Below are 25,644 nucleotides of genomic sequence, written 5' to 3' on the forward strand. Positions count from 1 at the left end.
GTACTATACAAACTGAATACATTCGTGGCATTGCATGGCGGATTTACAGGCATCAATCAAAAGATTGATACCTGTTTTCTTTTATTGGAACATTCGTGATTTGAAATACTTCTTGCTAAAATGTGAGCATAAAGGCTTATTGGATCGTTTAGATGTGGGCAATCGCTAAATGTTCGCTTAAAAGAAAATGGGAAACTCAAAGCCATGTAAAACGAGAATCAAAAGGTGTTTTTTCGTGTATCTTAAACCCACTATTTGAGTAACGGATACAGTAATATATCTATAACAAAGGCTTATTGATCGAAGAGATCACTTTTAAGAAACCATTAAAATCCTTTTTTCGAAAGAAAAAGACTTGATTATATAGGGAGGGATGAAAGAAATGGAAAAAGCAAAAGACTTTGCAATTCAATTGGCGTGGGAATTTATTGGAAGTGTATTTATTGCAGCTGGAATTTATAACTTTGCTGTACAGGCAAAGTTTCCGATGACTGGATTTTCCGGTATTTCGATTATTTTATATCGATTATTGAATATTCCAATCGGCTTATCGACGATTGCATTGAATATTCCATTAGCAATCATTTGTTATAAACTTCTTGGAAAAAAATTCTTTGTAAGTTCAATCCGTTGTATGGTGCTTTCCTCATTGATGATTGACTTTGTAGCACCATTGTTTCCGGTATATACGGGAGATCGTTTATTAGCTGCTCTTTGTACAGGCGTATTTGGTGGTATCGGATATGCGTTGATTTATTCTAAGAACTCATCTACAGGGGGTTCTGATTTCATTATCATGGCAGTTAAAGCGATTAAGCCTCATTTGTCACTGGGTAAAATTGCATTTTGGTCCGATGTAGGAATTATTCTTGTAGGTGGAATTTTGTTCCGTGATATTGACGGAATTATTTACGGTATGATCGTAAACTTTATTTTTGCCGTTGCTGTCGATAAGTTGATGTATGGTATTAATGCTGGAAAACTGGCATTGATCGTAACCGAGCATGGACGAGAGATTTGTCAGGTGATTGATGAATGTTGTCAAAGAGGAACAACGATTCTAAGTGCTCAGGGTGGATACAAAGGAGCAGAAAAGCAGGTTGTGATGTGTGCTTGCAATAACAAAGAAATGTTCCAAGTGCAGCAGGCTGTGAAAAAAGCTGATCCAGCTTCATTCTTAATTGTACTAGAGTCCAATGAGGTACATGGAGAAGGATTCAAGATGGTTCAGATTGGAGAGCAAACAAACTGATTGGAGAACGTTAAAAGTGAAATCTTGGGTTTTGGATAACCCTCAAAACGATTTCTTCTTATATGCAAAATAAAAACCGGACGAAGGTTGGCAGGATTTTTTAAAAGGTATGGATATGAAACGGGTAGATTTAATCAATATGAAATATCCAGTTGATGAACTAGGGCAACCTAAAGTAACAGGGTTAGTTTTATCGGTTCATGACTATCAAGAACATGATGGCGTCATCCACTTAGCAACGCCAAATGAAATTTATAGTGTGCTTGCCAAAGGAATCCAAAGAGAAACATCAAAAAATCGCAGAATTGCACTACCGGGATCTAAGGTACAGGTGGTATATGATCCGCAATACTCGCGCGATATGTTGTATTTAATACGTGGTTCGAGTGAGCGTTATTATTGGAAGATGAACGATTCTTTAGAATTCCAAACACTCAATGCGATTTTATCGATTCTCATTGAGCGGCATGGCATTACTCCGACTATTTATTCAAGTTTAGAAGAATGTTGGAAAGCTAGTGAAGAGGCAAGTGAATCGTTAGTTTTGTTTTATGCATGCTTGATCGTTTGCGAGATTTTAAAAAATACAGGAACGATCATGAATGTGGATGAATGTAATGTTTGCGGTGGGACTTCTAAAATAGCGGGAATTTCCCAAAGACAAGGTGGATTTGTTTGTCTGGATCATATCAACCTAGAACAAGGGGATGTACTATTTTCAAAAGTGCAATTACGTCAATTGCGCTGGTTGATTAAAGTTCCGCATTCAAAACTGGATACTTTAAAACAAGTTCCTTGGGATTGGTCATTATTGATCTTTTTATTGGATTGGTATGTGTATACCAATGATGCGCCAATCAAAAGTCTTCCATTTTTAAAAAGTTTGTTGAATATGTAAAAAAGCAGGGTGCTTGATGATGCATCCTGCTTTTCATTAGATTTCTATATTTTCGTCAACGGCTTTTGCTTGAATGGCAGCCTCGATGATATCGCAATGTGGGTCGATATAAATCGTTTGATACGATTTCATTGTCACAAAGCCAGGCCCTTTTTTAGGAACTTTTTTCAAATTGGAAATTAAAGTGTAATCAATCGGAACACTAGAAGAATTGCGCCCTTTAGAAAAGTAAGCAGCTAAATTTGCGGCAAAGCGAATTTGATTTTCCGTTGGCTGATCGCTTTGTAAAACAACGTGGGAGCCATGATAGTCTTTAACGTGAAACCATAAATCTTTTCTTCTAGCTAAAGACCAAGTGATGAATTGGTTTTGTAGGTTGTTTTTACCCGCATAGATCATGGCATCACCTATTTGGATTTGAACGATATTCGGCAGTTTCTTTTTCTTTTGTCGCGCACTTGGATTTTTTAAACGCACCAAACGTTTGTTTGCAAGTTCTTGGCGAATTTCTAAAACGTCATCGGCACTACAGTAATCCAATTGTTCTTTTAGCGTTGAAAAATACTCGATTTGGTTCTCGCACTCTTCGACTTGTTCATTCAAAATTTCAATACCACGTTTGAGCTTATGGTATTTCTTGTAGTAAAGATTGGCATTATCTTTAAGCGAATAGCGCATGTCGATCGGAATTTGGAGTATTTTGTTTTCATCTTCAAAAGAAGGAAGTTCAAGAACAGGTTGCTTATCTAAATATAAGTAAGCAAATAAGACATCTCCATATTCACGATAACGATCATAGTCCATCGATTCTTCCAAAGACTGTTGCAAGCGGGGAAGTTTTTTGGTCAGTTTTTTTAATTCACGATCAACTGCTTTATAAATGTCCCCACATTGTAAAGCAATGCGGTTTTTGACTTCATCGGCTTCATATAGACGCTCGATTCCTTCCATTAAGTCTCGTTGATTAGGCTGTTGATTTAAATGAGTCAGTTCTAAACAATGAAACTCTTTGGAATAACAATACAAAGTATTGGATGAAATGAGTTCTTCGATAATTGTTTCATACGGAACGCCTTGATTTAAACGATACAAAAACTCACGGGAAAGAGTTGGAGAAAAACCTTCGATTTGACTGACTAAACTTCGATCTAAATCAATATCGCCAGGTTTTAGTGGATCATAGCGATTTGGTTTTTCCGGCAATGTATAGAGTGCACCTGGATGTAGCAAGCGTTTGGAGTTTTCAAAGACAGGGATCCGTTTTAAGCAATCGACAATGCATTGAGTTGAGCTGTCGACTAAAACGAGATTGGCATATTTACCCATCATTTCCGCATATAAATCATATTCAATGATATCGCCTAGTTCATTTGCAGCGCGTATATGAAAGCGAACGATACGGTCATAGCCGATTTGTTCGATTTCCGTAATATAGCCTTGCGAGATCCGCTTTCTTAACATCATCACAAAGCTAGTGGGGTTAGGGAGTGGTTCTTTATTGGTCGAACAAAGATAGAATCGACAAGTATTAGAATGAACGCTAATTGCGAGTCGCTTCGATCCACATTCTCGAGAATGTAAATAAAATAAAACTTCTTCATCCGATAAGCATTGGATTTTTCCAATTTTAGCGCCAGTGAGGGGTTGAATTTGGTGGGTTAAACGAGAAATCAGTAATCCATCAAATGGCATTACAGTCACCTCCAGTACCGCTTTAATATACCTTATTTTTTAAAAACCAAAAACTTTCCGAAATAAAAAGATGAAGGAATTCAATGTCTTATTTTCACAAATTGTGTTCCATACGTTAAAATGACTGTATTGAAATGAATTTTATACAAAGTTCAATCGTGGAAAGATCAATGAATATCCATGTTAAGATCATACAATCAATAGAGAGGGAACAAGAATGAAAAAGGGAAGTATCATCGTGTTAAGCGGACCTTCTGGTGTCGGAAAAGGAACGTTACGCGCAAAATTAGATTATGACAAATTGAATTTAGTGAATTCTGTTTCTTGGACAACACGTAAACCACGCGAAGAAGATATTGAAGGTGTAACATACCATTTTGTCAGCCAAGAAGAATTTGAACAAAATATTAAAGAAAATGGCTTTGCGGAATATGCTGGTTTTTCAAGTCATGCCTATGGCACGCCTAAAAAAGGATTAGAAGAAAAATTAGAAGCAGGAAAAAACGTCATGCTGGAAATCGAAGTACAAGGTGCTTTACAAGTTATGGATCAATATCCAGAGGCACTTTCGATTTTCATTTTGCCACCTTCTATTGAAGAATTAGAAAAACGCTTAGTTGGACGGAATAGTGAAGATGAAGCGGCAATTCAACAACGCCTTTCTCGCGCAAAAGAAGAATTAGCTTTACAAGATCGCTATCGCTTTAAAGTCGTCAATGATGATTTAGATCGTGCGGTCAAAGAAATCGAACAAATCATTCAAGAAAACGCCCCAACAAACGAAAAGTAAAGCTTAAATTTAAGCTTTGACAAAATATTATCGGTCGTTTATACTTGAAGGAACATTTGTCAAGTGTTAAACTACATGTAGCATCTGAATTTAGGGGAGCGGAAAACCGCTCCCTTCGATTTTGTCTAGAGGTTTATTTAGACAAGAAGATGCTTGAAATCGTGGTAACAATCAAAACAATACAGAAAGGAGATATCCATATTATTTTTGGTATGGATCAGACTGAATGGAGAATCTGAAAAGTTGGATCATTCCCTTATTGGAGTCGCAAGGCTGCACTTTATATGATCTTGAATGGGATACAAAGATGAAACCACACGTTCTTCGCGTAATGATTGATCGTCAAGAAGGTGGCGTGGATTTAGATATTTGCGCATCCTGTTCCGAATTAATCTCTGAAAAACTTGATGCATTAGATGCGATTAAAGAGGAGTACATGTTAGAGGTTTGTTCACCAGGAGCAGAAAGAGAGTTAAGAAACGAGGCTCAAATTTTAGCTCAAGTAGGTAAGTATGTCACTGTGACTTTAAAAGAACCTCAAAGTGGTTTTCATGAAGTATTAGCTAAACTCGATGCAGTAGATGAACAAGCAATTCATATTAGCTTCTTTATCAAAGGACGTCCTAAAAAATTAGATGTTGCTCGAGATAATATCGCGCTGATCAAAAGTGCTGTAAAAGTTTAAGTTATCATCGTCGAACTCTTTGCGAATCAGGATGGATACAAAAGCAAGAATGTCGCATATCCATCCAAGTTTTAAATTAAAAATATCCTTTCATCAACTGTTTGATGAAAGATTAAAAAATGAAATGTATAGAGGAAATTATGCCTAGAAAAGCAACGAATACGAAAAAGAAAGCCTCCAACGCACTAGAGGCATTCAACGAGATTGGTGGATTCCACAATCTTTCTAAAGATGTAATCGAAGATGCTCTTTCATATGCGATTGAAAAAGCATACCGCAAACGGAACAACTCTGATGGTGCCAAAATCCGTACTGTTGTAGACGAAAAAGGAAGAATTCGTGCGTTCCGTTTATGGGATGTTGTGGAAACGGTAGAAGATCCGGATTACCAACTCGATCTTGAAGAAGCAAAAGACATCACAGATTACCCACAAGTTGGCCAAGTATTAGAAGAAGAAACTGAAATTGATAACTTTGTTCGTGGAGATATCTCTACTGTAAAAAGTGTCATGTTCCAAAGAATCAAAGATGCTGAACGCAAAGAAGTAATCGATAAATACCAAGATTGCGTTGGTGATATGGTTACTGGTATCGTTCAATCCGTTGAGGAACGCTTCGTCATGGTCCGCTTAGGCGCAGATGTAAATGGTGAAATGCAACCAGGTGCGACAGATGCAATCATGAGAAAATCGGACATGATTCCATCTGAAAAATACACTGTGGGTCAATTATTAAAAGTTGTCATCACAAATGTGGATAAAGAAGCAAAAGGTGCGATCGTTATGGTCAGCCGTTCTTCCACAGAATTAATCAAACGTTTATTTGAAAAAGAAGTTCTCGAAATTTATCAAGGAACTGTAGAAATTAAAGCAATCTCCCGCGATGCTGGTCAACGTGCCAAAATGGCAGTTGTTTCCAATCGCGACAACATCGATCCAATCGGTGCTTGTATTGGGCCAGGTGGAAGCCGTGTTCGCGCGATTAGTGAAGAACTCAATGGCGAAAAAATCGACATTTTCAAATGGTCTGATGATTTACAAGAATTTGTTTGCAACGCATTATCTCCAGCACAAGGAATTGAAGTGTTCTTAGCAGAAGATGCCCCAGAAGTTGCAACACCAACACGCAATAGTCGTGATGGTAAAGTTCGCGAAAATAGCCAAAAATCTTTAGTTGCAGCTGTACCAGAAAGCCAACTTTCTTTAGCAATTGGTCGTCGTGGACAAAACGCTAAATTAGCATTCCATTTAACCGGACATCATATCGATATCCGTTCTCAAGAAGATCTTGATGAAATGGGTGTAAACTGGCGTGAATTAGTCGACAAACTTCATGAAGAGTATTTAACTAAAAAATCTCTTGAACGTGCTTATAAACAACAACAACGTATCGAAGAATTACGAAACTCTTCCGGTACAATTGCAGTAATGCCTAACTTAAACGAATTTGAAGAAGATGAAGAATTCGCAGAAGATAACTTTGACGAATTCGTTGACGAACCAACAATTGAACAAGAAGAACAAGCAACTGTTGAAATGGTCGAAGAAACACCTGTTCAACAAGATGTTGAAGAAGAAGCAGCTGAATTCGCACCAAAAGCAGAAGAAACAGAAATGGAAGCTGCAGCACGGATCGCCAAAGAAAATCGTCGCTCTTTAGCAGAACGTCGTACAACAACTTACACTTCTAAATTCGAAAGTGCAGAACCTGAAAAAGCTGAATCTGCAAAAGGAACAAAACCTTCTAAAGCAAAAGAAGAAGCGAAGAAGGAAGAACGCCGCATTGAGAAGAAAAAACCAACATTCAATGCGATGCACCCAATCTATACAGAAGATGAGCTCGAAGAAATCGAAAACGCAGAAATCGAAGAAGAAATGAGCGCATCCTGGAATGAGGACATCGACTACGAAGAATACGATTCTTACTACGACGATGAATACTAGAGATTAGCTTTTCTCAATCTAGTACTTGCAAGAAAGGAATGTATTCCCCATGAGAAAAATTCCAATGCGAAAATGCGTAGTGACTCAAGAAATGTTTCCAAAACAAGAACTCGTTCGTGTCGTTCGTACACCTGAAAACGAGATCGTTGTGGACGTAACAGGAAAGAAAAACGGTCATGGCGCATATATTCAAAAAAGCTTAGAAACTTTAGAGAAAGCTCAAAAAAACAAAGCTTTAGATAAAGCTTTGAAAACAGAAATTCCTAAAGAAGTATATGAAAAACTGGAGTTGATCATCCGTGCCGGCTGATCAACTCGTCTCCTTAGCATCGCTCGTTGTTAAAACAGGACGTTATGCTCGAGGAGACAATCTGCTTCCATCCATTCAAAGTCAAAAAGCCAAAGTGGTGATTTTGTCAGAAGGTTGTGGAGCAAACCGATCTAAAAAAATTCAGGATAAATGTGCATATTATCAAATTCCGCTCATTATGCTTAATCCCCTTAGATTTAACGCGATTTCAAGTAAAGTCCAAGGGGCGATGAGCGTCCTTGATGAGGGATTTGCGAAAAGTATTTTGAATCAAGCAAAACTTGATTCATCCTTGCAACTTTTCAATGTATAAATGCCAATTGAATAAAGACCAAGCATTAAACTTTGTTTGATCGTGTCTTTGATGCAATCCTGATTTTAACCAAAGCGAAAATTGGATTCAGAACATCCATAGCCAAGTGCTCTAGATCTAAAGACACGATTTGTTGATAAAATTGTTTCTTTAAATTTTCGCTTTCTTGCCATAGAAAAAAGAAGGATGGTGATGAAATGGCTAAGCAGCCTGTTAAAAAGAAACCGGCAAATAACAAGAACCGGTCAAACAACCGGAATAACAACCGGAACAATAACTTCACTCCAAGACCACGTGTCGAGTATCCAAAAGAAATTACTTATTCTTTACCAATCACAATCGGGGAACTCGCCGAATTGATGAAACGTAATTCTTCTGAAATCATCAAATTCTTGTTCTTGTTGGGCAATATGTCCACAATCAACACAAGCTTATCTGATGAAGAAATCGAATTGATTTGTGAAGAATTCAAAGTGGTCGCGACTAAAGAATTCATCGTTGATGAAGATGATATCGAAGAACAAATCGCTAACCGTGTCTTCGAAGAAAAAGATCTTCAACCAAGACCACCAGTCGTTACAATCATGGGTCACGTTGACCATGGTAAAACGACATTATTGGATACGATCCGTAATGCTCATGTTGTTAAAGGTGAGTTTGGCGGAATTACGCAACATATCGGTGCTTACCAAGCAAGCGTTAATGATCGTAAAGTTACCTTCTTGGATACTCCAGGGCACGAAGCATTTACAGCTATGCGTGCACGTGGGGCACAAATCACCGATATCGTTGTCTTAATTGTTGCTGCGGATGATGGTGTTATGCCACAGACAAAAGAATCTATCGACCATGCGAAAGCAGCGGGGGTTCCAATTGTCGTTGCCGTTAACAAAATCGATAAAGCCGGGGCTAACCCAGATCGCGTAATGAGCGAATTGGCAAATGAAGGCGTTATGCCTGAAGAATGGGGTGGAGATACAATCTTCAACATGATTTCTGCACGTAGTGGAGAAGGTGTTGATGATCTTCTTGAATCCTTATTGTTAGTTGCTGACATGCAAGAATTAAAAGCTAACCCAGACGTTTGTGCATCTGGTACAGTTGTCGAAGCAAAATTGGATAAAGGTCGTGGACCAGTTGCTACTTTATTAGTTCAACAAGGTACATTACATTCTGGCGACTCTTTAGTCGTTGGAAGCAGCTATGGCCGTATCCGTAAAATGACAAGTGATAAAGGTATGGAACTCAAAAATGCCGGTCCATCCACACCAGTCGAAATCATCGGTTTAAACGAAGTACCAAAAGCTGGTGATGTCTTCATGGTTTACGATTCCTACAAAAAAGCTGCAGAAATTGCACAAAGACGTATGAACAAACAGATCGAATTAGAACGTTCTCAAAGTTCTGCTCGTTCTTTAGAAGATATGGCACGTATGATTTCTGAAGGGGATATGCAGGAAATCAATATCTTGATCAAATCCGACGTTCAAGGTTCTGCTGAAGCGATGAAAGCTTCTATTGAAAAATTGAATGTCGACACAGTTAAAGTGAACGTAATCCGTTCTACAGTTGGTACAATTACTGAATCCGATATTATGTTAGCAAGTGCATCTAATGCGATCATTTACGGATTTAACATTCGTCCAACAGCAGCGGTTCGTAAAAAAGCTGAAGAAGAAGGCGTTGAAATTCGTCTCCACAATATCATCTATAAAGCCTTAGAAGAAATTGAAAGCTTGATGAAAGGTTTACTTGCTCCAGTATTTGAAGAAGTTGTTACTGGACAAGCAGAAGTTCGTCAAATTTATAAAGCTTCTAAAGTCGGAACAATTGCCGGAAGCTATATTACAGATGGTGTCATCAAACGTGACTCTTCTGTACGTTTAATCCGTGATGGAATTGTTGTTTACACAGGTAAACTTGGTTCTTTACGTCGTTTCGAAAATGATGCAAAAGAAGTATCTCAAGGATTCGAATGTGGTCTGACCATCGAAAACTACAACGATATTAAAGTTGGCGACGTCATCGAAGCATTCGAAGATCGGGAAGTAAAAAATGACGCTTAAGCAAGACAGAATGGATCAAATCCTCAAAAAAGAAATTAGCCGAATTTTACAATTTGAATTGAAAAATCCAAAACTCGGTTTCGTGACAGTAACGGATGTGGAATGCACGCGTGATATGTCACAAGCTAAAGTTTATGTTTCTTTTTTAGGACGACAGGAAAGAAACGATGCCGGAATGAAAGTTTTACGTTCTGCAAAAGGTTTTATTCGTAGTACTTTAGCCAAAAATATTAAGGCACGAAAAATGCCAGATTTGATTTTTGTCCAAGATACTTCATTAGAACAAGGTCGTAAAATTGAAGGTATTCTTTCTAATTTACCTGAACCAAATCAACATGCAGTAGAACAAGATCCTGACGATCAAGACGAATAAAAACTTTATTTATTGCTTGTCGTAGATTGATCTACATAAATTTGCAATTATACAATCAAACCTCTTGGTTTTCTAATCGTGAAAATCAAGAGGTTTTTCTTTAGTCTATCAAGAAAAAACAGATCGCATTTGCGACCTGTTTTGTTAAGTAAATATCATCGAAGCATTCCATACTAAGCAATTTTTTCATCGTGCCAACCGCGTTGAACTAAAGCATCTCTCTCTTCAATACTCGTCGTATAGTTGTGGCTGCCGATATTGACATTGGCATTATATTGGCGATAGAGCGGAATTGTTTTTTGGGGATTGCTATACCAAGCGATCCCTTCATCTACCCAACCTAAACAAACAAGAGTATCTTTTTCTAGTCGATTAGTCGTGAAATGATGATCGCCTGTGTTTGGATTATAAATGCGATAAACAGGCTCATCAGAATGAATAGGAGCGTTCCAGCCTACGCCTTCTAAAATCCAATTCGATTTAAAGCTAAGGATAATCATTTCTTCGAAGTGTTGTGTATAGAAGTGTTCACCGCTTCTTGGATTATAAATGCGATAGATTGGGATTGCCTTGGATAGGGAAGAGTTGCCTTGCGTATAATCTTCGTTTTCAAGTGGACAATTGTCCCAATTCAAAATTTTGCCGTGGGTTTGAGAAATGGAATTGAATCCTTTTAAAAAGTAATAGTAATCGCGTTCACTAGAGGGAGTTTGATCTTCTAAATAAGGATCACAAATATACCATTTCTCATTCAGTTTGACAGCTAATAATTCATGGGCAAATGCATCGTTTTCGCATGATAAGTGACATGTCGATAATCCATAATGCAATAAGATCATGCTAAACATGTCGTAATACGATTGGCTATCCCCTTGACCAGAGACTAATCCGCGAAGTACGGGATCCATGCTCGATCTTTTTTGATTGTGTCGAAGCGTTTGAAGCGTAAATTGATAAGTTTTTTCAATGATTGCATAGTCATTGCCACGATGCGCATCAAGTTTCGGATAGCAAAATTCTTGAAGCATGTGTTCGGCAGCAATGATTTCGTCCGGCCATTCGTTAGTAACATCGTGATATGTAGCCAGAATTGGCGTGGATTGTGTAATAGGAATGGCAGGAACGCTGATCGTAAGGGCACTCACAAGAGCAAGTGCAAAATGATGGTGAGTCATAATTGTTCCTTTCTAACCATATATCCATGTGTTTTGTCAATTTCATTATCACGCTTTTTAAACAAAATACAATGAAGATAACCTAGACAATTCATTAAGTTTTTGTAAAAGCTAAACTGTAGCGTCAGTAAATTTTGCTAAAAACACAAGCATGAAAAAAGCAGGCACTTAGCCTGCTTTAATCGATTTAAATCATTATGGAAAAACGAATTAAGCGCAACGTTTAACGATAACAGCTACACCCATACCTCCACCGATGCAAAGGGAAGCAAGACCATAAGTAGCATTACGTTTAGCCATTTCGTAAAGAAGAGTAACGAGGATACGGTTTCCAGAAGCACCAACTGGGTGACCTAATGCGATAGCACCACCGTTAACGTTAGTAACATCTAATAAAGCCTGTCTATCGATACCAGTAGCTTCGACCAATTCATGGACTACACCTAAGGACTGGGAAGCGAATGCTTCGTTCAGTTCGAGCAGATCCATTTGATCAAGAGTCATATTTGCATTTTTTAAAGCATTTAAGATTGCTGGAGTAGGACCAAGACCCATTGTTAATGGATCAACACCACCTTGACCGCAAGCAACGATTTCAGCGAGTGGTTTTAAGTTGTTTTCAGCAACAGCTTTTTCAGAAGCAACGATACATACAGATGCACCATCGTTGATACCAGAAGCGTTACCTGCTGTAACAGTACCATCTTTAATGAATGCTGGTTTTAATTTAGCAAGAAGTTCAAGGGTAGTTTGACGTGGACCTTCATCAGTATCGAATACAACAACACCTTTACGTTGTTTGATTTCGATTGGAACGATTTCGTCTTTGAATTTTCCGTCAGCGACTGCTTGGATTGCTTTTGTTTGAGAAGCAAGAGCAAATTCATCTTGCATTTCGCGAGTTAAATCATATTTTTTAGCGATGTTTTCAGCAGTAACACCCATGTGTACATTGTGCATAGCGTCTGTTAAAGCATCGTGGATCATAGAGTCAACCATAACTTGGTCGCCCATTTTTGTACCTTGTCTGTTTTTACCGTTTACTAAGTAAGGAGCAGCGGACATGTTTTCAACACCACCAGCTACGAAGATGTCTCCCCAACCAGCGCGAACACGAATATCTGCTTCGATAACTGCTTCAAGACCAGAACCACATACCATGTTTAAGGAATGTGCTGGAACGGAATTAGGGATACCAGCATCAAGGGAAATGTGACGTGCAATGTTCTGACCAAGACCAGCAGAAATTACGTTACCCATGATTACTTCATTAACTTGTTCAGGTTTAACGTTTGCTTGTTCAAGAGCAGCTTTTACAACTGTTGCTCCCATTTCTGCGCAGGATACGTTTGTCAACGAACCCATAAATTTTCCGATGGCAGTTCTTTTAGCGCCAACGATATAAGCTTTTTGACTCATTGTTTTTGCCTCTTTCTACTCTTAGGAGTTTGTTTGCTCATTCATACTAGACCAGTTAAGAGCAAATTTCAAATTAAATGTGAAATAATTCACAGAAAAATCAGTTTGATCTTTGTATTTTTTGACCAAATTCGGTTTCAACGGCAAGAATATCCGATTATCGGAAATGTTGATGCGCTTACATTGATTTGACATAGGTTGACAATGTATGGTCATTTTTCAAAATTTGGGATTGATTGGTTGCAGATCTGCGCAGATTGATGAGATTTGAAGTCATTTTAAACAAGATTCACGATCTAAATGATCTATAAACGAAATTAGAGAAAGCTTTGAAAGAGGACTGAAAGTGATTCGATCAAAAGTAGAATTTGATTTCTTATATTGCATGTAAAGGGTTAAGTGAAAAAAACGATTTGAGAGAAAAGCAAGTTTGAAATTCAGTCAAAGAACCAAATTCAAGCGTTATTTACATAGAATTTCCAATAAAGTTACATGACAGCCTCCTGACAAAAGCAAGAATGTTCATTGCTAGAAAAGGTGTAAGCGATAACATAATTCTTTTTGCATTTTTCATTTTTTATGTTTTCAAGGCTTTTTTTCAATGAAATTGTCTGAATTTTTTTGACGCCTGAAATGCCAAAATTTTTCTGGGAAATTTTAGAGTGTCGCAAAGGGCGATTTTGTTTGATAAAAAATGGACAAGTTAGCATGTTAAAAAATGTCAAAAAGGGGATGGATTAAGTCAATTTTGTATTTTTCATAGATTGACATTTTGGCATCGATCGGCTGCAGCTATTTTTAAACAAGTAGATGGCAAAATGAATAGATCAACAACACGATGGTTTTAATGGTTAGAAAGAAAGATTAAAAGACAATTTAGAAATTTGTTAAAAAATTAACTTGAATGTGTTTTTCCTGTGAAATCATTCACATTTCAATTTGACTCTCTTTTGAGAACGATTATTATTGAGTTAGTACAAAGCCCGCTGTGGAGGTGCGTCTTTGTTACAAATCCAAAAGTTCAAGCTGAAGAGAAAGGAGAACTTTAATTTATGGATTTCAATTTAACAGAACAACAGAAACTCATGCAGAAGTTGTTCCGGGAAGTTGCCCAAGCAGAAGTTAAAGACAACGCTGCTGATGTTGACGAACAAGAACGTTTCCCAAAAGAAAACGTAGAAATTCTTCGTCAAGCTAAAATGTTGGGCATTCCTTATCCACGTGAATACGGTGGAGCTGGTGCAGATTACCTGTCCTACATTCTTGCAGTAGAAGAATTGAGTAAAACTTGTGCAACTACTGGTGTTGTACTTTCTGCTCACACTTCTTTAGGTACTTGGCCAATCGCTCAGTACGGAACACCTGAACAAAAAGAAAAATTCCTTAAACCATTGGCATCTGGTGAAAAACTTGGTGCATTCGGTTTAACTGAACCAAACGCTGGTACAGACGCTGCTGGTCAACAGACAACTGCTGTATTAGATGGTGATGCATATGTACTGAATGGTACAAAAATCTTCATCACTAACGCTGGCGAAGCTGATATCTACATCATTTTCGCAATGACTGACAAATCTAAAGGAAACCGTGGTATTTCCGCTTTCATCGTTGAAAAAGGAACTCCAGGATTCACAATCGGTCAACACGAAAAGAAACTGGGTATCCGTGGTTCCGCGACTTCCGAGTTAATTTTCAACAACGTTCGCGTTCCTAAAGAAAACTTATTAGGTGGCGAAGGAAAAGGATTCCGCGTTGCAATGTCTACTCTTGATGGTGGTCGTATTGGTATCGCTGCTCAGGCTTTAGGTATCGCTGAAGGTGCTATGGAAGAAACTGTTAAATATGTTAAAGAAAGAAAACAGTTCGGTCGTCCAATCGCTAAATTCCAAAACACTCAATTCGTGCTTGCTAACTTGCAAACTCAGATCGATGCAGCGAAAATGCTCGTTTATCGTGCAGCAATGGCTAAAGAAGAAAACAAACCATACACAGTACTTGCTGCAGAAGCAAAATTATTTGCATCTGAAGTCGCTATGGATGTAACAACTAAATGTATCCAACTGATGGGTGGTTACGGTTATACTCGTGATCTTCCAGTAGAAAGAATGTTCCGTGATGCTAAAATCACTGAAATCTACGAAGGAACATCTGAAGTACAGCGCATGGTTATCAGTGGCGCAGTGCTGAAGTAGTGGAAAGGAAATCAGAACGATATGAAAATTGTTGTATTAGCAAAACAAGTACCAGACTCAACTGAAATCACTGTTGATAAAGCAACTGGTACATTAGTTCGTGATGGCGTTCCTTCTATCATCAACCCAGATGACCTTGCTGGTCTTGAAGCAGCTCTTGAATTAAAAGACAAATCTGATGATGTTGTCGTTGAAGTTCTTTCTATGGGACCTCCTCAAGCTGCTGGAATGCTTCAAGAAGCCATCGCTCGTGGAGCTGACAAAGCTTATTTATTAACAGACAGAAGACTTGGTGGTGCCGATACTTGTGCTACTTCTAGAACTCTGGCTGCTGCATTAGAAAAAATTGGTTATGACTTAATCATCGCTGGTCGTCAGGCTATCGATGGTGATACTGCTCAGGTCGGTCCACAGACTGCTGAACGTTTAAATCTTCCTCAAGTAACTTATGTAGACGAAATCATGGAAATCGCTCCAGATCACGTTAAAGTTAAAAAATCTCTTGAAGAAGAATCTCAAATTATTTCTGTAAAATTACCAGCTGTTATCACAACTCTTTCTGGTATGAATAAACCTCGTTACATGAACTGCAACGATATCGTAGATTCTTTCAACAACCCAGTTGAAATCTTAACTTACGATGATTTAGCTGCTGATCTGCCAATGGAAACTATCGGTTTAGCAGGTTCTCCAACTCAGGTATTCAGAACATTCACTAAAGACGTGACTGCTGCTACAGAAACATTCAATCTGTCTGCAGAAGAAACAGGAAAGAAAATTGCTGAAACTCTCAATGAGAAACAGCTCATTAAGAAATAGAAAGGATCGTCATGGCTACATTTCCAGATTACAAAGATATTTACGTATTTGTAGAACAAAAGAATTCTCAGCCTGCTGAAGTAGGTTATGAATTAATCAGTAAAGCCAGAGAGCTTGTTGATGGTTCCCCTGAACTTGGCTACAAAGTTGTTGGTGTTCTTTTAGGTGAAAACGTAAAAGAAAAAGCAAAAGATGTCATCGCTCATGGCGCTGACAAAGTGATCGTAATTGACGATCCAAAACTCAAAGACTACTCCACACAATTCTATACAGATGCATTAACTCAGTTAATCGAAGAATTCAAACCTTCTTCTTTATTAACAGGTGCAACTGTTCTTGGTCGTGACTTAGCCCCACGTGTTGCTGCTCGTATTAACGCTGGACTTACTGCCGATGCTACTGCAATCGAAATCGGTAAAGATGTTAAATTGAACAGCCGCAACGGTGTTCGTGAAATTCCAAACGAAGACGCTTTATTATTAGTTACTCGTCCTACTTTCGGTGGTAACTTATTCGGTACAATTGTTTGCCCAGACACTCGTCCACAAATGGCAACAATCAGACCAAAAGTATTCGACTTAGCTAAACCAGATCCAAACAGAACTGGTGAAGTTGTTGAATTTGCTCCAAAATGGACTTAAGAAACTCCATTAGTCGTTGTTGAAGGCATCCTGCCAAAAGAAGTTGCTGGCGTAGATATCACTAAATGTGACATCCTCGTTGGTGCTGGACGTGGTGCTGAAGGCGCTTTAGATTTAGTTGAAGAACTTGCTTCTTTACTTGGTGGTGAAGTAGCAGCTACTCGTGCAGCTGTTGAAGATGGCTTCATCGCTAAAGAACGTCAAGTTGGTCAAACTGGTAAAACAGTTCGTCCAAGCCTTTATATCGCTTGCGGTATCTCTGGTGCAGTTCAGCACGTTGCGGGTATGGAAAAATCTGATTACATCATCGCAATCAACCGTGACCCAGAAGCTGAAATCTTCAAAATTGCTAACCAGGGTTATGTAGGAACAGTTGAATCTGTTCTTCCAGCTTTAATTGCTGAAATTAAAAACATCAAAGCTTCTCGCTAAAATCAATATTCTTGATGATCGATTTCATCAAAAACAAACTGTTGATTTGTAATTTGACCAAGTCGAGCAATCCTTTCTTCAGCTTTGCTCGATCTGGTTTTTGAGATCTTTAGCGATCTCATATCCTTTACATAAAGGATGATAAGGAGATAATGATCATGAAAAAAATCGGTGTAGTCGGCGCCGGAACAATGGGTCAAGGCATCGCTAACGCTTTCGCATCTGCAGGAAACGAAGTAACTGTAGTTGACGTTAAACTTGAATGGGCACAAAACGGTGTCAACAAAATCTGTGCAGGTAAAGACAAACTTGTCGCAAAAGGCAAAATCACTGCAGAAGCTGCAGAAGCTGCAAAAAACAATTTAAAAGCTGGTGAATATACAGATTTAGCTGACTGTGATTTAGTTGTTGAAGCAGCTCTTGAACAGATGGCTCTGAAAAAAGACGTATTCACAAAATTAGATGAAATCGTTAAAGAAGATGCAATTTTTGCAACGAACACTTCTTCTTTATCTATCACTGAAATTGCAAACGGAATCAAACATCCAGTGATCGGTATGCACTTCTTCAACCCAGCTGACAGAATGAAACTTGTTGAAGTTATTTCTGGTGCTAACACTCCAGTTGAAGTTAAAGATGCTGTTATCGAAATGTCCAAAGAAATTGGCAAAACACCAGTTGAAGTCAAAGAAGGACCTGGATTTGTTGTGAACAGAATCTTGATCCCAATGATTAACGAAGCTACTGGTATTCTTCAAGAAGGTCTTGCTTCTGTTGAAGACATTGATGTTGCTATGCAGCTTGGTGCCAACCACCCCATGGGACCTCTGGCTCTTGGCGATTTAATCGGACTTGATGTTGTTTTAGCAATCATGGACGTTCTTTACGACGAAACAGGCGATCCAAAATATCGCGCTTCCACACTCTTAAAGAAAATGGTTCGTGCTGGTAAACTTGGTCGTAAAACAGGCGAAGGTTTCTATAACTACAAAAAATAGTCAATCATAAATGACAATAAGGGGGAATGGATCATTCCTCCTTTTTTGGATTCTTAAATCTGTTTCAAAACCATTAAAAATAAGCGCAATAGATCTAGATATTGACGCACACAAATATCATGTATGGATACATACAGAAAGGGCTATGATCATGGATAAAGTATTACTTCAAAAAGACGGAAACGTCGCTATCATTACAATTAACAATCCAAAAGCTTTAAACGCACTCTCCACAGAAGTTCTTCAAGACCTTGAGGCTGCTGTTTTAGACGTTAAAAACGACAAAGATATCTACGCAGTAATCGTGACTGGTGCAGGCGAAAAATCATTCGTTGCCGGTGCAGACATTGCTGAAATGAAAGATAAAACAGTGGAAGAAGCTGCTGAATACGGACGTTTTGGAAACAAAGTATTCCGTGATATCGAAACTTTAGAAAAACCAGTTATCGCTGCAATCAATGGTTTTGCTCTTGGTGGTGGTAACGAATTGGCTATGGCTTGCGACATTCGTTTAGCAGCTGAAAATGCTGTATTTGGGCAACCAGAAGTAGGATTAGGAATTACTCCAGGTTTTGGTGGAACTCAACGTTTAGCTCGTTTAATTCCAGTAGGTCTGGCTAAAGAAATTATCTACACAGGCCGTAATATCAAAGCACCTAAAGCTTTAGAAATCGGTTTAGTTAACGCATTATATCCACTTGAAGAATTGATGCCAGCAGCTTTAAAAATGGCGAAAGGTATCGCTAAAAATGCACCTCTTGCAGTTGCAGCTTCTAAAAAAGCAATCAACGAAGGTCTTAACCAAACAATCGATGGCGGTATCGCTACTGAAGTTGCCGAATTCTCTGGATGCTTCGCTACAGAAGACCAAAAATATGGTATGGACTGCTTCTTAAACAAAGTGAAAGAAAAACAGTTCAGCAATAAATAGTTTTAAAATTTAAAATTCGTTTTACTTTTATTAGAGAAGGAAGCTATTACATGTCAAAAGTAATTACACCTCAACAAGCTGCAGAGCTTGTCAAAGATGGCGATCGAATCGCAATGCTTGGATTCATTGGGATGTGTCACCCTCAAGAAGTGACTTATGCCATTGAAAAACGTTTCTTAGAAACTGGACATCCACGCGATCTCGATCTCTATTTCCCAACCAACGTTGGTGATGGAACTGACGCATTAGGGATGAACCATCTTGCTCATGATGGGTTGTTACGTTCTATCGTTGGTGGACACTGGAACTTAGTTCCTGCATTACAACGCTTAGTGACTTCAAATAAAGTACAAGCTTGGAACTTACCAATCGGAACACTATCTCAATTACTCCGTGAAATTGCAGGGCATCGTCCTGGTGTCATCACTAAAATTGGTTTAAACACTTTCATTGACCCACGTCTTGAAGGTGGAAAAATGAACTCCGTCACGAAAGACGATTTGGTTGAATTAATGGTCATTGATGGCGAAGAATACCTTCGTTACAAATCTTTCAAAAACATCAACGTTGCTGTCATTCGTGGTACAGATGCGGATGAAAATGGAAACTTATCCATGTCTAAAGAAGCCGCATTCTTAGAAGCGCTTGCAATGGCTGAAGCGGCCAAAAATACTGGTGGAATTGTCATTGCGCAAGTCGAAAATGTTGTTCAAAACGGATCTTTAAATCCAAAAGATGTTAAAGTTCCTGGCATCATGGTTGACTACGTTGTAAAAGGGACACCAGATAACTCTTGGCAAACCTATGTTCATCCATATAAACCAGAATTATCCGGACAAATCCGTATGCCAGTAGATGCATTAGAACCAATGCCATTAAATGCGCGTAAAGTTATCGCTCGTCGTTCCGCTATGGAATTAACTCCAAATGCAATTGTAAACTTAGGAATTGGCATTCCAGAAGGAATTGGCCAAGTCGCCGCAGAAGAACAATTGCCTGGAATGAAGATGACTGTCGAAGCAGGGAACATCGGTGGTGTTCCTGCCTCCGGTGTTGGATTTGGATCTGCTGCTAACCCAGATTGTACGATTGATTCACCATCTATGTTTGACTTCTATGATGGTGGAGGATTAGATCAAGCATTCTTAGGTTTAGCTGAATGTGATGGTTCTGGAAATATCAACGTTTCTCGTTTTGGACCAAGAATTGCGGGATGTGGTGGTTTTATCAATATCACGCAATCAACTCCTGTTGTTGTCTTCTGTGGTACATTTACCGCAAAAGGTGTTAAGGAAAAAATTGGAGACGGAAAACTTGAAATCATTAGTGAAGGTCAAGTTAAAAAGTTCAAAAAATCTGTTGAACAAATTACGTTCTCTGCTGAATTCGCTAAAAAAGCCGGACAGAAAGTTCTTTATGTTACAGAACGTGCAGTCTTCGAATTAGTCGATGGAGTCTTCACTTTAGTGGAAATTGCTCCAGGTATTGATTTACAAAAAGACGTTTTGGATCAAATGGAATTCACACCAGCAATTAGCGAAAATCTGAAATTGATGGATGAAAGAATCTTTAAAGATAAACCTATGGGGTTAAAAATTTAACCTTTATCTTTTTACACTATAACTCGAATAGAAGCGACCAAATGGTCGCTTTTTTATCGACGTAAACGATAATTCGCGCGCCTATATATGCATAATTGCCCAACGTGAACGCGTTCAATGGTAAAATGAATAATGAAGACTGAAGAAGAATGATTAATGATGGCAATGACTTTGTCAGGGATCAAAAAGAACCGAATGTTTTTATATTTCTTTTAATCATTCTTTTATACAGTTTTCTAGCCTCTCATTTTTACGATGGCTTTGTCTTCCGTATCGTTTTTTATTTCCAATTTCAAATTTTGAACAGACTACATTTGAAGAGAAGACATTCGATCAACCAATTATTTTTAAGTTTTTTGATTTGTCTTTAAGCAACAATACTCTTTCAATTTATGTTTTTACTTCAATCTGAAATTATAGATATTTTTTTGCTTTTTAAATAAAATGAAAAAATATTCGTTATAATCGACATATAAACACAAAGGATATCTCATATGAAAATGAATAAACTTTTTGCCATGGCAATCTCTGCAATGATGCTTTTTTCTTTGACAGGGTGCCAAACTCAACAACAACAAACAACGAGTGCTCTGACACTGATGAATAAAATTAACTCCTCTAGTGTAGTAGATGGTCATAAAGATATGCGCGTTTGGTATCAAATTGATCCAACTCTCTTTACCGATCGCTACTCTGGAACACCAGGAACTTTTAAAACAGTGATTCAAGAAATGGAATATTTTTCTGATGGTAATCCACAAGACAATGAAAAAGATCTTTCGATGACAGGAATTTTATTAAAAAATATTCTCAAAGTTGATGATACATATGCAGTGAGTGAACTTACGAAATTAAATCCTACTATTGGTAGTGACGACGATTTATCCGCATTATGCACTAAAGCTAACTCTTTAAATATGCCTGTTCTTCTGACACTTGATTTAGGCACTATTTCTAAGAATAATTCGCAATTTAAAGCAATGATTCAACTTGTCAGCAATCTCAAAGAAGACGAAGATCCATATGTTGTGGATAAAATCTTAGCGGATGAATTTTTCTTGGAAAAAGATAAAGAAGGACAAGATGGTTGGACGAGAATCGGCCAGACTCCATACTATTACATGTCCCTTCCTAACAGCGATATTCCACGGATCAACTTAGATAACCAAGTTTGGAAACAGTTTATCATCAACGCTATTGAGCATTATTTTGCTTTAGGAGTGACAGGATTTTATATTCCAGATTCTAACGGTCTTGTTGCCAACAACGATCAAAAATCTGCGGATTTCTTGAAGTGGTTTGACTCTATTTGTAAAGAAAGAAAGCCAGAATCTGTCAATGTATTCTCTTATAGCTCATGGAACGATCCTATTGCAGAAGTTCCAATGTATGCAGCTGATTTGACTGCATCAGGAGCTGAAGGATATGTCGCAAAAGCAGCTACTGGATCTATCAGTGCACGTGAATTAGGAAATTTGATTGAACAAAATAGTTTGCGTACACAAAATATGACAGCTTATTTTTTAGGTCATGAAGATGGATCTATGGATTTATTAAAATCTGAAGATCGTATTGCCCAATATAAAATGATTCTTGCGATTGAATTGATGCTCAATAGCCAAGTGATGATTAATGTGGGCGATGAACTTGGATTCACTTCGGATCAATCAAACTCGATCGTCAGTGCAATTGAGGATGACGCACAAAGTTCAAGCGAAACGAAAAATGAAGATTCGCAAAGTGAATCCGATCAAACACAACCTAAATTTGAAAATGTAAGACAACAACGTGAAAATGGAGATTCAATTTTGAATTTCTTTTTACAAGCGGTAAGATTACGTGATTCTTTTGATTCAATTACTCGTGCTAATCCGACCGTTTCCCAAGAATTATCGACAGATCAAGTTCTAGTTCTTGACCGTTATGCCAATGATTCACAATCTGTACTTGTTTTTAACTTATCAAATGCGCAACAAGAAGTTGATTTATCAACTGTAACGATTTCTGATTTACCAGCAGAACTTGGTGGTGTGTTATTAACAGGTGATCAAGAAATTAAACTAGAAAACAACAAATTGATTCTTCCTGCTTATTCAATGGCTTTATTAAAATAATCGCACTGAATAAACAAGGGTATTATTGGATATAATGTTCAGGTTGCCTTTATTTTCTAAAGCAACGAAATGTAAAGAATCATCAATTTAGTTTTGAAGAAAGATATACCCCACCTCGCTTTGCATGGTTTTCGAGGAGGAAGAGAGGAGTAACATATGATTTTCTTTCGTAATGACTACGGAGAAGGATGTATCGAACCAATTTTAAAACTATTACAAGAAAAAAATGAAGAACAAAATCCAGGTTATGGAACAGATGATTACTGCGCCCGTGCAGCTCAACTCATTCAATCTAAATTACCAGATACGCCAGCAGATATTCACTTCATTGCTTCAGGAACATTAACGAATGTGGTGATGATTCGCCACGTTTTGCGTCCATTTGAAGTTGTGATCGCTACAGATTCAGCACATATTGCTACACATGAAGGTGGAGCAATTGAAGCAAGTGGTCATAAAATTATTACAATGCCAGCAAGCTCAGGAAAATTGACGGCAATGGCATTACGTAAAGCAATCCACAACATTGTGAATGATGAAAGTTCCTATCTTATTCCAAAGTTAGTTTATATTTCCAATGCGACTGAACTTGGAACGGTTTATACACGTACAGAATTAGAAGAAATTTCGGCTATCTGCAAAGAAAATGATATGTATCTCATGATTGATGGTGCTCGTATGGCACAAGCTTTAATGAGTGGCATTGATTATACATTAAACGATATCGCTAAGTGGGCTGACTTATTCTGGATTGGTGGAACCAAAAACGGTGCTCTTTTTGGTGAGGCAGTTGTGATTACCAATGATGCCTTAAAACCTCATTTCAGATTGATCCAAAAACAATCAGGTGCTATTTTAGCAAAAGGTTGGTTATTAGGTTTACAGTTTATTGGCTTATTTGAACATGATGATTTTTATCATTATGCAAAATATGCTAACGATTTAGCTTCGATTATCCAAAATGAAGCTCTTCGTTTGGGCTATCCATTATTTATGAAAACTACGACAAACCAACTGTTCTTGGTTTTAGATCAAGCGCAGTTTGATTACTTAAAAGATAAAGTAGATTTTGAAATTTGGACAAATTGGGATGAAAATATTGTGATCCGTCTTGTGACAAGTTGGAACACTTCCAAAACTGCTGTTTCTACTCTTTGTCAATATTTGCAATTAGCAATGGATTTATCAAAGAAAAATGATGAAGATTTACAAGACAAAGAAGAAGTAACGGAAGAATAAAATCCTACCAGGGAGACCATTTGTATGAATGGATCTCCTTTTTTTGATGCCTTTTTTGCAAGAAATCAAGGAACTGGCTAGCTTGGTATTTATAAAGGTCATGTTGGCATTTTTTTAGAAAAAATGGGTATACAAATCGAGTTATGATAAAATAAAATTGATAAAAGATAGTAATGATATTATGTTTAACGTTATGTTCAATCTAATGATATTACTATAATAGATTGGAGACGTATACCAATTGGCTATTATAAGAATTTAATACAAACGAATTTATATTTTGGGTGAATTATCAAATTAAACGCAACATTTAATGTGAGTTCATCACTTCATTTGGTGTTTTGTAACCCAAACATTTTCTCGGTCTATTATTGAGTAATTCTATATTGTTGGATAATTCGTTTTCATCAACTTCTTCTAAATCCATACCTTTGGGATAAAACTCTCTCAATAGACCGTTTGTATTTTCATTTGTTCCTTTTTGCCATGCGCAGTATGGATCACAAAAATACGTTTTGCAGTTTAATTCTTTTTCTATTTCTTCGTATCCCGAAAATTCTTTTCCTCTGTCGAAGGTGATTGTCTTTACCAAATCATCTGGATAGTCTCTTAACGCTTGTATAATGGCAGGGGTGACTTCTTTTGATGTTCTATTTGGGACTTTAATCGCTATATAAAGTCTGGATTTTCGCTCAGCAAGTGTGACAAAACAATATTTTGATTTTCTTGTATGACCAATTCTTCCAGATTCTACAGTATCACCTTCCCAATGACCTAATTCATTGCGTTTGTATATCTCCTTAGCTCTTTTCTTGATTGTTCTTCCTCCATCATTAAATCTTCCGCGTGTTTCAGCAGGACGTTTAAATTTTCCTTTTCGTCGTAACTGCTTCATCGTAATCAAGCCTAATCGCTTTTGATTAATCATGCGATATATCGTTGATGTAGAAGGGATATGTAAATCCTTATTTTTTCTATTTGAGATTTGTTCAGGCTTCTATTTTCTCTTTTAAATAGGATACGAGAGATTCTTTGTCGATACATTTACGGCCACACTTAGATTTGTGAGCAATATATTTATCTTGAGCTATAGCAGCCGAGTAGAAAGCTTTAGGCTTCTTTTTGCCTTTTTGGATACTATTCCTTTTTAACTCTCTAGAAATTGTACTGGGACTTCTATCTAAAAACTTAGCGATCTTCCGTATGGAATAACCACTGGATTTTAATTGAGATATTACAACTCTTTCGTTTATGGTAAGATGCTTATAGTTCATGGAGTTCTCCTGTTATATGTTTGTTTGGTCACTCACATTTTAACATTAGAATCCATGGACTTTTTTGTGTTATTAAGTGTTGCACTTATTACGATAATTCACCTTTGAAAAAACATAATATAGGAGAAAAATAATATGACTAAAAAATTAAAAATTATTTGCTATCTGGAGTTACGACATTAACAATGTTATTAACTTGTGTTACCGACGTACACGCATTACGTGTCACTAAATCATTTAAATATGATCATAATACTGTCACTGGTCAAGACTCAAATTACCATGACTATGAATATGTAGATATTCCACTGCATATGACTGTTCAAAAAGCATCTAAAATTAATGCAGGCAGTGGGTGGAATTACATTCGATATCAAGTTATTTATTATTATGGAAGTAACGGGAATATCTATTATTGATCAATAGAATCAATTATAAAAATGAATAAAACAAACCTGTATAACGTAGGTGACCTCGTATTGAAGGT

23 protein-coding genes and 1 pseudogene are annotated in these 25,644 nt (G+C 37.6%); 19 read left to right on the forward strand and 5 right to left on the reverse strand.

Annotated features, from left to right (window positions below):
- Window positions 1-373: 373 nt before the first annotated feature.
- A complete protein-coding gene (locus tag ALLST_RS0103975; RefSeq protein WP_019892779.1) occupies window positions 374-1,252 on the forward strand; it encodes a YitT family protein in 879 nt (292 codons plus the stop codon).
- A gap of 109 nt (window positions 1,253-1,361) precedes the next feature.
- The gene (gene recO, locus ALLST_RS0103980) at window positions 1,362-2,150 is read left to right on the forward strand and encodes a DNA repair protein RecO (RefSeq protein WP_083922007.1); all 789 of its coding nucleotides are present in this window, start codon (window positions 1,362-1,364) and stop codon (window positions 2,148-2,150) included.
- A 36-nt stretch (window positions 2,151-2,186) separates the two neighbouring features.
- Here the strand turns inward: recO and ALLST_RS0103985 are convergent, their stop codons facing one another.
- A complete protein-coding gene (locus tag ALLST_RS0103985) occupies window positions 2,187-3,842 on the reverse strand; it encodes an Rqc2 family fibronectin-binding protein (RefSeq protein WP_019892781.1) in 1,656 nt (551 codons plus the stop codon).
- 217 nt (window positions 3,843-4,059) lie between these two features.
- Between ALLST_RS0103985 and gmk the strand changes: the two genes are divergently transcribed.
- The 7 genes from gmk to rbfA all read left to right on the forward strand — a co-directional run bounded on the left by gmk (window position 4,060) and on the right by rbfA (window position 10,322).
- On the forward strand, window positions 4,060-4,632 hold the full coding sequence (gene gmk, locus ALLST_RS0103990; RefSeq protein ID WP_019892782.1) for a guanylate kinase: 573 nt from the start codon (window positions 4,060-4,062) through the stop codon (window positions 4,630-4,632).
- A gap of 226 nt (window positions 4,633-4,858) precedes the next feature.
- A complete protein-coding gene (gene rimP / locus ALLST_RS0104000) occupies window positions 4,859-5,317 on the forward strand; it encodes a ribosome maturation factor RimP (RefSeq protein ID WP_019892784.1) in 459 nt (152 codons plus the stop codon).
- A gap of 140 nt (window positions 5,318-5,457) precedes the next feature.
- Entirely contained in the window at window positions 5,458-7,260 is a 1,803-nt protein-coding gene (gene nusA, locus ALLST_RS10045) for a transcription termination factor NusA (protein ID WP_019892787.1), read from the forward strand.
- A gap of 49 nt (window positions 7,261-7,309) precedes the next feature.
- A complete protein-coding gene (rnpM, locus tag ALLST_RS0104010) occupies window positions 7,310-7,570 on the forward strand; it encodes an RNase P modulator RnpM (RefSeq protein ID WP_019892788.1) in 261 nt (86 codons plus the stop codon).
- The gene (locus tag ALLST_RS10050) at window positions 7,560-7,883 is read left to right on the forward strand and encodes a ribosomal L7Ae/L30e/S12e/Gadd45 family protein (protein WP_019892789.1); all 324 of its coding nucleotides are present in this window, start codon (window positions 7,560-7,562) and stop codon (window positions 7,881-7,883) included. The genes rnpM and ALLST_RS10050 overlap by 11 nt, the downstream gene beginning before the upstream one ends.
- Window positions 7,884-8,080: 197 nt before the next feature.
- Window positions 8,081-9,949 carry a translation initiation factor IF-2 gene (gene infB / locus ALLST_RS0104020; RefSeq protein ID WP_019892790.1) on the forward strand — a complete coding sequence of 623 codons (1,869 nt, stop codon included), beginning with the start codon at window positions 8,081-8,083 and terminating at the stop codon, window positions 9,947-9,949.
- Window positions 9,939-10,322 (forward strand): 30S ribosome-binding factor RbfA, encoded by a 384-nt coding sequence (rbfA, locus tag ALLST_RS0104025; protein WP_019892791.1) that lies wholly within the window; start codon window positions 9,939-9,941, stop codon window positions 10,320-10,322. Before infB ends, rbfA begins: the two co-directional genes overlap by 11 nt.
- A 173-nt stretch (window positions 10,323-10,495) precedes the next feature.
- Here rbfA and ALLST_RS11020 read toward each other — a convergent pair whose 3' ends face one another.
- Window positions 10,496-11,497: a hypothetical protein gene (locus tag ALLST_RS11020; RefSeq protein WP_019892792.1), complete on the reverse strand. Its 1,002-nt coding sequence runs from the start codon at window positions 11,495-11,497 to the stop codon at window positions 10,496-10,498.
- A gap of 210 nt (window positions 11,498-11,707) precedes the next feature.
- The gene (locus tag ALLST_RS0104035) at window positions 11,708-12,916 is read right to left on the reverse strand and encodes an acetyl-CoA C-acetyltransferase (RefSeq protein WP_019892793.1); all 1,209 of its coding nucleotides are present in this window, start codon (window positions 12,914-12,916) and stop codon (window positions 11,708-11,710) included.
- A gap of 1,052 nt (window positions 12,917-13,968) precedes the next feature.
- Here ALLST_RS0104035 and ALLST_RS0104040 point away from each other — a divergent pair.
- The 10 genes and pseudogenes from ALLST_RS0104040 (at window position 13,969) to ALLST_RS0104075 (ending at window position 23,883) form a co-directional block, all read left to right on the forward strand.
- Window positions 13,969-15,108: an acyl-CoA dehydrogenase gene (locus tag ALLST_RS0104040; protein ID WP_019892794.1), complete on the forward strand. Its 1,140-nt coding sequence runs from the start codon at window positions 13,969-13,971 to the stop codon at window positions 15,106-15,108.
- A gap of 21 nt (window positions 15,109-15,129) precedes the next feature.
- On the forward strand, window positions 15,130-15,927 hold the full coding sequence (locus tag ALLST_RS0104045) for an electron transfer flavoprotein subunit beta/FixA family protein (RefSeq protein ID WP_019892795.1): 798 nt from the start codon (window positions 15,130-15,132) through the stop codon (window positions 15,925-15,927).
- Window positions 15,928-15,938: 11 nt separating this feature from the next.
- On the forward strand, window positions 15,939-16,568 hold the full coding sequence (locus tag ALLST_RS11665; RefSeq protein WP_019892797.1) for an electron transfer flavoprotein subunit alpha/FixB family protein: 630 nt from the start codon (window positions 15,939-15,941) through the stop codon (window positions 16,566-16,568).
- Window positions 16,569-16,640: 72 nt separating this feature from the next.
- Window positions 16,641-16,799 (forward strand): annotated as a pseudogene (locus tag ALLST_RS11670) (FAD-binding protein); the annotation flags it as partial.
- Window positions 16,800-16,853: 54 nt separating this feature from the next.
- On the forward strand, window positions 16,854-17,000 hold the full coding sequence (locus ALLST_RS11675; RefSeq protein ID WP_019892798.1) for a hypothetical protein: 147 nt from the start codon (window positions 16,854-16,856) through the stop codon (window positions 16,998-17,000).
- Window positions 17,001-17,158: 158 nt separating this feature from the next.
- Entirely contained in the window at window positions 17,159-17,998 is an 840-nt protein-coding gene (locus tag ALLST_RS0104055; RefSeq protein WP_019892799.1) for a 3-hydroxyacyl-CoA dehydrogenase NAD-binding domain-containing protein, read from the forward strand.
- 151 nt (window positions 17,999-18,149) lie between these two features.
- The gene (locus tag ALLST_RS0104060; protein WP_019892801.1) at window positions 18,150-18,929 is read left to right on the forward strand and encodes an enoyl-CoA hydratase-related protein; all 780 of its coding nucleotides are present in this window, start codon (window positions 18,150-18,152) and stop codon (window positions 18,927-18,929) included.
- 50 nt (window positions 18,930-18,979) lie between these two features.
- Window positions 18,980-20,530 (forward strand): acyl CoA:acetate/3-ketoacid CoA transferase, encoded by a 1,551-nt coding sequence (locus ALLST_RS0104065; protein WP_019892803.1) that lies wholly within the window; start codon window positions 18,980-18,982, stop codon window positions 20,528-20,530.
- Between the two features lie 494 nt (window positions 20,531-21,024).
- On the forward strand, window positions 21,025-22,644 hold the full coding sequence (locus ALLST_RS0104070; protein WP_019892804.1) for an alpha-amylase family glycosyl hydrolase: 1,620 nt from the start codon (window positions 21,025-21,027) through the stop codon (window positions 22,642-22,644).
- A 156-nt stretch (window positions 22,645-22,800) separates the two neighbouring features.
- Window positions 22,801-23,883 (forward strand): threonine aldolase family protein, encoded by a 1,083-nt coding sequence (locus ALLST_RS0104075; protein ID WP_019892805.1) that lies wholly within the window; start codon window positions 22,801-22,803, stop codon window positions 23,881-23,883.
- 310 nt (window positions 23,884-24,193) lie between these two features.
- On the opposite strand, the gene ALLST_RS10790 is transcribed toward ALLST_RS0104075, so the two are convergent.
- On the reverse strand, window positions 24,194-24,868 hold the full coding sequence (locus tag ALLST_RS10790; RefSeq protein WP_211215125.1) for an IS30 family transposase: 675 nt from the start codon (window positions 24,866-24,868) through the stop codon (window positions 24,194-24,196).
- A gap of 4 nt (window positions 24,869-24,872) precedes the next feature.
- Window positions 24,873-25,157 carry a helix-turn-helix domain-containing protein gene (locus ALLST_RS11815; RefSeq protein WP_211215115.1) on the reverse strand — a complete coding sequence of 95 codons (285 nt, stop codon included), beginning with the start codon at window positions 25,155-25,157 and terminating at the stop codon, window positions 24,873-24,875.
- Window positions 25,158-25,644 lie beyond the last annotated feature (487 nt).

It is taken from the genome of Allobaculum stercoricanis DSM 13633, assembly GCF_000384195.1.
GTDB lineage: Bacteria > Bacillota_I > Bacilli_A > Erysipelotrichales > Erysipelotrichaceae > Allobaculum > Allobaculum stercoricanis.

What these genes read in the sequence shown, in the direction of transcription:
- ALLST_RS0104055 (WP_019892799.1), top strand. Translation starts at nt 17,159, where the DNA reads ATGAAAAAAATCGGTGTAGTCGGCGCCGGAACAATGGGTCAAGGCATC.
- ALLST_RS11665 (WP_019892797.1), top strand. Translation starts at nt 15,939, where the DNA reads ATGGCTACATTTCCAGATTACAAAGATATTTACGTATTTGTAGAACAA.
- ALLST_RS0104075 (WP_019892805.1), top strand. Translation starts at nt 22,801, where the DNA reads ATGATTTTCTTTCGTAATGACTACGGAGAAGGATGTATCGAACCAATT.
- ALLST_RS0103975 (WP_019892779.1), top strand. Translation starts at nt 374, where the DNA reads ATGAAAGAAATGGAAAAAGCAAAAGACTTTGCAATTCAATTGGCGTGG.
- ALLST_RS0103985 (WP_019892781.1), bottom strand. Translation starts at nt 3,842, where the DNA reads ATGCCATTTGATGGATTACTGATTTCTCGTTTAACCCACCAAATTCAA.
- ALLST_RS0104035 (WP_019892793.1), bottom strand. Translation starts at nt 12,916, where the DNA reads ATGAGTCAAAAAGCTTATATCGTTGGCGCTAAAAGAACTGCCATCGGA.
- ALLST_RS0104045 (WP_019892795.1), top strand. Translation starts at nt 15,130, where the DNA reads ATGAAAATTGTTGTATTAGCAAAACAAGTACCAGACTCAACTGAAATC.
- ALLST_RS0104065 (WP_019892803.1), top strand. Translation starts at nt 18,980, where the DNA reads ATGTCAAAAGTAATTACACCTCAACAAGCTGCAGAGCTTGTCAAAGAT.
- recO (WP_083922007.1), top strand. Translation starts at nt 1,362, where the DNA reads ATGGATATGAAACGGGTAGATTTAATCAATATGAAATATCCAGTTGAT.
- ALLST_RS0104060 (WP_019892801.1), top strand. Translation starts at nt 18,150, where the DNA reads ATGGATAAAGTATTACTTCAAAAAGACGGAAACGTCGCTATCATTACA.
- nusA (WP_019892787.1), top strand. Translation starts at nt 5,458, where the DNA reads ATGCCTAGAAAAGCAACGAATACGAAAAAGAAAGCCTCCAACGCACTA.
- rimP (WP_019892784.1), top strand. Translation starts at nt 4,859, where the DNA reads ATGGAGAATCTGAAAAGTTGGATCATTCCCTTATTGGAGTCGCAAGGC.
- gmk (WP_019892782.1), top strand. Translation starts at nt 4,060, where the DNA reads ATGAAAAAGGGAAGTATCATCGTGTTAAGCGGACCTTCTGGTGTCGGA.
- ALLST_RS0104040 (WP_019892794.1), top strand. Translation starts at nt 13,969, where the DNA reads ATGGATTTCAATTTAACAGAACAACAGAAACTCATGCAGAAGTTGTTC.
- rbfA (WP_019892791.1), top strand. Translation starts at nt 9,939, where the DNA reads ATGACGCTTAAGCAAGACAGAATGGATCAAATCCTCAAAAAAGAAATT.
- rnpM (WP_019892788.1), top strand. Translation starts at nt 7,310, where the DNA reads ATGAGAAAAATTCCAATGCGAAAATGCGTAGTGACTCAAGAAATGTTT.
- ALLST_RS11815 (WP_211215115.1), bottom strand. Translation starts at nt 25,157, where the DNA reads ATGAACTATAAGCATCTTACCATAAACGAAAGAGTTGTAATATCTCAA.
- ALLST_RS0104070 (WP_019892804.1), top strand. Translation starts at nt 21,025, where the DNA reads ATGAAAATGAATAAACTTTTTGCCATGGCAATCTCTGCAATGATGCTT.
- ALLST_RS11020 (WP_019892792.1), bottom strand. Translation starts at nt 11,497, where the DNA reads ATGACTCACCATCATTTTGCACTTGCTCTTGTGAGTGCCCTTACGATC.
- ALLST_RS11675 (WP_019892798.1), top strand. Translation starts at nt 16,854, where the DNA reads ATGGAAAAATCTGATTACATCATCGCAATCAACCGTGACCCAGAAGCT.
- infB (WP_019892790.1), top strand. Translation starts at nt 8,081, where the DNA reads ATGGCTAAGCAGCCTGTTAAAAAGAAACCGGCAAATAACAAGAACCGG.